This is a genomic window from Bacillus sp. ISL-7, assembly GCF_018613065.1.
This window is the reverse complement of record NZ_JAGGQW010000026.1, coordinates 68242-76717: the sequence shown is the minus strand read 5'-3', so window position 1 is coordinate 76717 and position 8476 is coordinate 68242. Positions and strand designations below refer to the sequence as shown.

Here is an 8476-nt window from a genome sequence, read left to right as displayed (position 1 = left end):
TGCCAGGCACGAAAAGGACAACTTGAAAAAGGTTGTCTTTTTTGTGTTCATTTTAAGAATTGCCATAAAATAAACATAACAATACTTTAATAAAAAGGCCTCGAAATTTACTCATTTCTTCTATTTAAAAAATCTAAAACCTAATATCTTACAAATAAAAACCCCCACACCAGTAGTTTCCATCGACAAAAATTTATATTTTTCCCTAAAAATTACTTTTTCTTGTTACAATTAAAGATGGAATTCTAGTGTAAATGACAAATTACTTACATTTATAGGAAAGGGACAAATAGAATGAATCGATTTTTATTACCTCTTTTAATGTTTTTACCGACTTTTTTACTATTAATCTATTATTTAAGTGGAGGGGCCACCAAGCTTGGTGCAAATGAGTTTCTTGTACTAGCCGTTTTAATTGTTCTTGGCACGATTGCCAATTTCTCAATAAGAAGTAATAACACCATCTTTACATTTTTAAATAAACAGGATGAAGATCTTTCGAAAAATCCAGAAAATAATCAACTTGCTGTAACGATATGGCGAGCATTTAATGATAAAAAAGAAAGAACAAAGACACAGCTCAATATTCCATCGTTTATTGAGGTGTTTATGTCTGAATATCATATTGATAATAAAACAAGTATTGTCAAACGAATGAAACTGATTCATACGTTTGCATCGATTTCCATACTCGTCGGGGTCCTCGGTACCTTTACAGGCCTCGTAATCACGCTAGCTGCCCTTAACCCAAGTGATATTGATAAATCCATCTTAAAGGTGTTAGGCGGCGTCCATACTGCCTTTTTCACTAGTATCGGTGGAATCCTATTTTCGATCGCGATCAATCTTCATTCAAAGGTAAGAAACTCGGAACAATTACTATTGCAAGTTATGTTGAAAGTTGAAAACTTTATTCACCAAAAGGATCAAAAAACCTCTGACTATTATGTGGTCGAGGCTATTGGCGGAGTTAAAGAGGCCGTTCACAATATGGGAAATGCCTTCCTGGAGGTCGCCGGCTTTTCGAAGGAATTTAAAATAGCTACTGATAATTTACAAAAATTTAATAAAAACTTTCAGCAAAACACGATGGCAGTTAGTGGTTTATTTAAAGACATGATGGCCATTACTGAATTGTTTAATCAAAAGACCGCGTTAATTCATGATGATTTTGAGAGAATGTTTACTTATTTTAATAATCAGCACAATCTTAATAACGAAATTAAGATGACGTTTGAAAATACAGCCCATGACATTAAGTCGTTTGTCGCGAACCAAAACAATGTGATTGATGGTTTTATGAAAAACAATTATAACTTACACAATTCATATAAATCATTAGTGGATAGTTCACAACAGGAGATCCAACAAGCTTACAAAGAAATGGCTAACTTTTTCGAAGGTACAACGTCTCAAATTTCTCAAATTGTAACTCAAAATGAATCACAAGTAGATATGCATAAGCAATTGACTGAATCGATCTATAAACAAATTAAAAAAGAGCAAGCAGGTCTATTGAAGCAGCTGAAAGAGACGAATACAGAAAACGGAGAAGTGAAGGACTTGTTTAAGGATGCCGTGACCAGTATGGGAAATTATATGAGCATTCAAGAGTCATCTAATCAATCTTTAGAAACGAGCCTATACGCCCTGAGCAACAATATTAAAAATACAAATGATCTCATCGGAAAACTGGACCAAAGCTTTTCAAAAGGGGCTAAGGAGACACCTGAAGCTTTAAACTCTCTTGAGTCAACTTTGAATGATTTAATGAAGAGTCTAGAGACTTTTTCAGAAAAAATGAATGAAAAACAATATGCAGTTAATCTATCAAAATAGGAAAAGGGTCTGAGCAATGAAGGAAAAATATAAACGACTAATCAATGACGGTTCCGGAGAATCAGATTTCTGGCCCACGTTTACAGATTTGTTATCAACCATCCTTTTAGTTGTCTTAATTATCTTTGTCGCGATCATCATTAGTTTTAATAAAGAAAGCAAAGCGATGCAGGCAAAAGCGATGGAAAGCCAGACGGAAATTAAGAAACAAGCAAAGCAAATTGCTGACAAAGAAAAGCAGATTGAGGCGTTATCCTACATTCAAAAGGATATTGTCAAAGATTTAGACAGGGAATTTAAAAAGCAGCATATGGAAATTTCAATCGATAAAGACACGGGTGCAATTAAGTTTAAGGATGACTTGTTATTTGAAAAGGGCAAGGATGTTATTAAGCCAGAATTTAAAAAACAGCTGGATAAGTTTATCCCCATTTATTTTAAGACACTTTACGGAAAGTATAACAACAGTATTGCTGAAGTCGTGGTCGAAGGGCATACCGATGATAAAGGCGACTATATGTATAACCTCGATCTATCCCAGCGCAGGGCTTTCAGTGTCGTGAAATACATTTTAAGTGATGAATTCGGAGATTTTCCATATAAGAATCAGGTAACAAAAAATATTACCGCCAACGGACGGTCTGAGAGCCAGTTGAAGATCGTCAAAGGCAAGGTGGACCGTGCACAGTCGAGGCGGGTTGAGTTCAAATTTAGGCTGAAAAATAGCTACGAGGGAAGCGAAACCCAAACTGGGAAGTAGGTTCCTTCGGTATTAGTATGACCAGGGAGCTGTGAAAATGGCTGACATTAACCAATTCAAGATCATTAAAGAACTGTATACTGGTGAGCAATTAACCGTTTATCAAGTGAAAGATCCAAAGGACGGAGAATCAGGAATCCTTCGCTTGATCCATCAGTTGCCGCTTCGTGATGAGTGGAACCAGTTCTATCATGAGTACGAGGCGAAGATTACCAATTATAAGCACCTTCCTGCAGTGAAGGTGCTAGATGTATGGGACCGTAAGCCCTTTGTTGTGATGGAAGGAAACGAAGGAAACTTTTTAGAAAAAGAGCAGATGCTTACCGGGAAACAAATTGATCAGTTAGTCGATGCCGTCGTATATTTGCACAAACATGGAATTCTTCATGGTAAGATCAATCGATTTAATATCTGGATAAAAGTAAATGGAGAGATTATCTTATATGGCGCAGGTGAGAGAACCGTTTTTCAACCAGATAGAAAAATAACCATTCAGGATGACCTCAAACAAGTGCTATCCGTATTAAAAAATCATTCTTCCCTTGCTGAATCGCATTTTGAGGGGATAAGCTTTGATCACATCGAGGAACTGCAAGGGTGGATTCTAAGGAAATTAGCGATTCCTAAGCCCGGATTAGTGAATCTAGGTGAATCCTCAAAGACCGTTTTTGAATCAGCTATTCAGGAGAAAAACAAAAGGGAAGAGCCAGAGTTTGTAACTCCTGCTCCTTCGCCCCCTAAAGAAAAGCGGAAATCCGGCTCATTGTTTATAGGCGTTGCTGTTGCTGCTATACTTATAATCGTCATCTTTTCCATTAACTTTTTAAAGGGTGGAGCGGAAAAAACCTCGAATCAAGCGAGCGAAAGTAAGCAAGAAACAGCTGTGGAAAAGGACAATCCAAAGGTGAAGGCAGTGGAGAAAAAGGGTCAGGTTGATTTAAGTCAATTCTCGCAAGTAGTTTCTGGCTGGGATCCAATCAAACATGCTTCCATCAAAGTAGCAGGTCATGAATATACTTTAGTTGCCGCTGCCCAGAAACAAGACGATTCATCAGGCAAGGTGAAAGTTTTTATTTTATCCCAGGGCAAGAAGGTAGGGGAATCGCATGAGTATAATGGCAATTCTTCCGAAACAAAATCATATATAGATTCGTTACTAACAATTACAGCAGAAAATGGGCAAACCGGTCTGCTGGTTTTTGAACTTCCAGATGATAGTGGTTTAATTTCAGAAGTGATAGCACTAACAGTACAAGCAAATGGAAGTGCCAAACAGGTATGGAGTGACTATGGTACTGAGGTTAAGCAGAGCAAAGATGTTATCAGCGTGACAGGGACAGAATTGTCCAATCTTTCTTTGAAAAATAATAAGTTTACCTTAGAGAAAAAATGAAAAGTAACTCCAATGAGTCTATTTTCAACAAAAATTAGATAAAAACAGAGAAAAGTGTGTCCAATAAGGGCTATTGGCGACAAAAATCATAAAAAAATAGAGAAAAGTGTGTCCAATGAGGGCTATTGGCGACAAAAATCATAAAAAAATAGTGAAAAATGTGTCCAATGAGGGCTATTGGCGACAAAAATCATAAAAAAACAGAGAAAAGTGTGTCCAATGAGGGCTATTGGCGACACAAATAAAAAAAATAAGTGAAAAATGTGTCCAATGAGGGCTATTGGAAACAAAAATCATAAAAAACAGTAAATAGTGCCTACAATGTCTAGTTCCCCACAATCAACAATAAAGGTTTCCACAAAAAAGAGCATCCCACCTCAGGAATGCTCTTTTTTGCACTATTCTTGGCTGTCACTTATTTGGTCTGTAAAAGGGAATTCATTCGCAACTTCGTTTTCCCCTTGAAGCAGCGTAAGTTTTTTATTATCCATCCTTACGTCTGTAATTCCCACCGCCTTAAAAATAGGCTCAAGTGGTTCTGCTGTGCCTTTTAGACCGGTATTAGTCGAGAAGACCCAAAGATAGGACTCTCCTGAATGGTTTTTTGAAACGATTACCACTTCAGATGTATTATCTGCAGGATCAAAATCATATTCCGTCCCAACAAGCGAGAATCCACCTTTTAGCTGCCCATTTTCAAAGGGGCTGGCTTCCGTTTCAGTTTTCAGATCCAACTGGAAATTACCCTCTTGTCGATCGGTCAGGGTTACCCCTTGGGCTTGTCCAACAATTTTTTCAAATTGCTTTCCATCAAGAGGTAGTCTAAAGATCTCACCGTCTACTTTTTTATCAGATAACTTTTTAAATTGGTCTAGAGATACTACATTCTCTGCTTTCTTGACATTCTTTTTCACAGCCGGTGTCGATGCAACCTTTTTTGTGGAATGTTTACTGGAATAATAGTCCACTCCAAACCAAGCTGCACCGCCTGCTCCGCCAAGTACGACTACAATAATTAACAGTTTTACCCCATACTTTTTAAAGAATTTGACAAGAGGACTTGCTGTTTCTGTTTCAACTTCCTTCAAAAAGTTCTTAAAGCTGCTCTTTCGGATTAATTTCAATTCTTTATTGTACTTTTTATTCCGCCAAATTGATTTTGGATCGGAAACTAAATAGCTTCGTAAAGCACTTCGATAGGGTAAGTCAATTCCAACTAAATTTGAATGATCCTTTATAAAAGCCATCATCGTTTTGTCATCGCCGTATTGGATCAAGTGTTTAAATAGCATCCCATAATCTACTTCACCATGTTCCGATCCAAAGGCAATATTTAGTACTGGAATGTGCTCAGTGGTAACCTTGACTCGTAAGAGCTGCTGCAAATTCTCCCGCACCAGTTCCCGGCCCAATCTTGATAACGATTTAAGCTGATTAGGACTAGCCTGAGATGGCATGCTGAGCACCTGGTATAGGGCATCAGTCATTAGATAATTATCTTTTGCCTTGCCATCCTTCATATCTCTCGGGTTTATCGGTTGGTTGAAAATTTTACCGAATGTCATGATATCCTGAGCTGTCAGCTCTTTTGGACGAATATGATCTAACATGACCCATACTGACCGCCCAAACATCTTTTGTTTAAAATCGAGAAAGTCCTTGTCTGCCATATCCACTTTAAAGTCCTTGATGGCAAGAACAGCGGTGAAAGCATTACTCTCCTGTTTTAACGAGGCTTCAATTTTGGTAATCACAACCGATTTAAATTTTTCAATAGCTAAAAGGTATGGTGAGCCAAGCATTGATTTGAGCTCACACAGAATGTCTTCGACTCGAATGATCCGATTGAACCGTTCATCCAGATAAAGCTCAAGGAGCCTGTCATAGTTGGGATGCTCATTAATAAACATCAAAATCGCTTTATAAGAGCGATTGTCCTGTTCAACCAATTTCCAGAGCTTATGGAAAAGTTGAGCATTTTGATAATAGTTGAGTGTTTCTAGTATGAATGAGAGAGCCTCATCGCTTCGTACCACTTGATTGATGGACACTACAGCGTGAATGTAATCTAGAGCTGTTGCAGGATCGCCTGCATATTTTTCCATCGCTAGGATTTTTAAAAATAGCTCAATCAAAGGTTGTTTCTCGTCACTATTCACCTGTAGAAACTTCTGCAAACTATTTAAAAAGCCTAGTTTATTATCATTATATAAGGAGTCATCATGACTATTAAGTGTTTGATAAAGGGAGGTCAACTGATAGTAGCTAGCCACCTCTAGCTTCTGCTCCTCAGTTATGCCTGATAACGCTGTTTCTGCGAACGCAAAGAAATCATCCATTCGCTTCGATTGGGAAAAATGGTCGAGTGCAAAGTCTAGATACTCATGCTTCTGACCAGAAATATCGAGGCCAGAAATCCTATCATTTGCAAAATCAAAAATGAATTGCTTTTCAATCGAACGATCATTCATGTTTAATGTACCTGGCTCATAAAACATCACATGGATATAGTTTTTACTCTCTGGTTCACTTGAAAAGGTCATTGCGCCTAATTTGCGGCGGTGTGCATAGGGCAAATAAAGATAAACTAACTCCAACAGTTGAAGTGCAGCCTTCGAATATTCCTGCAAAGGTATATTTAATGAGATAAACACCTTTTTCTTCCCAGCAATGGACGACATGACTGCAAATAATAGTTGTTTAAACTGTTCTTCGCGAATTCCTAAATTCCCCAAAAGAGTATCTTTTCCGGCAAGAACATCCATATCATCATATCCGGTTTCTTCCAATGCCGGAAGAACATGGCCTTGCTCCGTTTTATAGGAAGTCTGAAAGTCATTTATTCGAAATAGCTTTTCAGGATGTTTAATCCATTCTTCCTTTCGATTAGACGGGAGTACATAGTTATGCATGAAATAAGCGCTGCGCTGACCCGTAAAATCAGCAGGCACAAATACAGATTGACCAATGACCATGTCACCGGTTTCCGGCTGAAATAGTGTGACAGTTTCCGGGTAGAGGGAACTGTCCTTTTCCCCACGTGTTGTTAAGGCCTTTGGCGATTGATAAATGCAAAAGGGATGTAAATATTTTTTCACAAATGACTTATCCAAGCCTTCGGAAATAGCAATGGTATCATATCCGTCCGTTGAGAGGAATATTCCGCCCCGTTCCCTGGTATACATTTGTTGTTGAATTAACTTTCCGGTCACTGCACATGTCTCCCTTCAATATAGCCCAGCTTATACAGGAGCCAAATAAACGGTTCATCCACACGAATCGGACTAATAATCCCACTAACTTGTCGATCGACTGGATTGCTTCCGAGGGCAGACACGGCAAAATAGGAAGCCTCGTTAAAAAAAACATCAATGGAACCGACGAACGGAGTATCTACCTTTGATAGAAATCTTCTAATCTCTCCATTGATATTCTCGTATTCATCCAGGTTAAGGTATCCACTATGTGTGACATTGCGGAACACATTGCTATTAGAACGAATATATTCACCCTCGTCGGAACTTAGGGTATACAATAAATCACTTTTTGTCAGCACGACTGCAGTCGGAATATTCGTTTTGTTGTTTTCCTGTTGGGAAATGAAATCCTCAAATAATGCGACAACAACCTCGCGGGGTTCACGAGCAAGTCCAACTATCTCCCCCGGATTTTCACCCATTTGATGAAGCATTTTCTGACGGATTGCTCGAATTTGCATTGGGTCGACTAAGAATAAAATTCCCGCTGAATTTTTGATATGGGGAGCATGAAGTTGAAGATATTCTTGTTCAGTCATACCCTCACCAGCTACATCAAAAAATACGAGTGTCAGTGGTGCTTTGTCTTCATCTTTAAACACAAATTGGAAAATAAACGGTTCTTGGCGCTTTGTCACAGCGGTAGCATCAAGCAAATTTCCATTTTCAAATAAAGGAATTTCATAGTCATCCCTGAATCTTCTGCTAATCGCGTTATTAAGCGGAATACATGCCGCATTAAAATTATTAGCTGTTACATGCTGCAAGGTATGAATGAGAGACGTAATATAAACAGATTTCCCGACAGAAGTAGCACCGACAATGGAAAGAATATTACTTGGATATTTACCTGCTGTAACGGGGAGTTCATTATGGCACCCTGGGCAAAGTCGCTTTCTCGTCACAACCGAATATTTATCAGAAACACCCATAAGCACACGGTCGGAGTAAATCTTATTTTCATCTGGAATCGTCGAAGGATAAACAATTGCCTCCAGTTCATCAATGGGGGCAAGCCCAAATTTCGCCCGATAATCATTCAATTTATCATCTTCCTGAAGGTAAAATACCTCATCATCATCACGGTGGTGTGCGGCACGGAAGACGACATCTTCATGATGAAATTTTGAAAAGCAGTAGGGGCAGACAATATCATAAAAAGGCAGTCTGGTAGGTTCTGGCTGCTTTTTTTCAAACATTCGTTTTAGTAGTCCAAACATGTAAAGT

At 38.4% G+C, this 8476-nt stretch carries 5 protein-coding genes; 3 read left to right on the top strand and 2 right to left on the bottom strand.

Going from position 1 to position 8476, the window contains the following annotated elements:
- Positions 1 to 294: 294 nt before the first annotated feature.
- Genes J7E66_RS08110 through J7E66_RS08100 form a run of 3 tightly spaced genes read left to right on the top strand, consistent with a single transcriptional unit; the run spans position 295 to position 3992 of the window.
- Positions 295 to 1839 (top strand): MotA/TolQ/ExbB proton channel family protein, encoded by a 1545-nt coding sequence (locus J7E66_RS08110; RefSeq protein ID WP_214999040.1) that lies wholly within the window; start codon positions 295 to 297, stop codon positions 1837 to 1839.
- A gap of 16 nt (positions 1840 to 1855) precedes the next feature.
- Complete coding sequence (locus J7E66_RS08105; RefSeq protein ID WP_214999031.1) at positions 1856 to 2599, top strand: OmpA family protein; 744 nt, start codon at positions 1856 to 1858, stop codon at positions 2597 to 2599.
- Between the two features lie 37 nt (positions 2600 to 2636).
- Entirely contained in the window at positions 2637 to 3992 is a 1356-nt protein-coding gene (locus J7E66_RS08100) for a protein kinase family protein (RefSeq protein WP_214999029.1), read from the top strand.
- A 398-nt stretch (positions 3993 to 4390) separates the two neighbouring features.
- On the opposite strand, the gene J7E66_RS08095 is transcribed toward J7E66_RS08100, so the two are convergent.
- Positions 4391 to 7204 carry a GAP1-N2 domain-containing protein gene (locus tag J7E66_RS08095; protein ID WP_214999027.1) on the bottom strand — a complete coding sequence of 938 codons (2814 nt, stop codon included), beginning with the start codon at positions 7202 to 7204 and terminating at the stop codon, positions 4391 to 4393.
- Positions 7201 to 8469: a TRAFAC clade GTPase domain-containing protein gene (locus J7E66_RS08090; protein WP_214999026.1), complete on the bottom strand. Its 1269-nt coding sequence runs from the start codon at positions 8467 to 8469 to the stop codon at positions 7201 to 7203. Before J7E66_RS08090 ends, J7E66_RS08095 begins: the two co-directional genes overlap by 4 nt.
- Positions 8470 to 8476: the final 7 nt, after the last annotated feature.

Excerpts from the sequence above, each read along its gene's own strand:
- J7E66_RS08110 (WP_214999040.1), top strand. The coding sequence starts at position 295 with ATGAATCGATTTTTATTACCTCTTTTAATGTTTTTACCGACTTTTTTA.
- J7E66_RS08105 (WP_214999031.1), top strand. The coding sequence starts at position 1,856 with ATGAAGGAAAAATATAAACGACTAATCAATGACGGTTCCGGAGAATCA.
- J7E66_RS08100 (WP_214999029.1), top strand. The coding sequence starts at position 2,637 with ATGGCTGACATTAACCAATTCAAGATCATTAAAGAACTGTATACTGGT.
- J7E66_RS08090 (WP_214999026.1), bottom strand. The coding sequence starts at position 8,469 with ATGTTTGGACTACTAAAACGAATGTTTGAAAAAAAGCAGCCAGAACCT.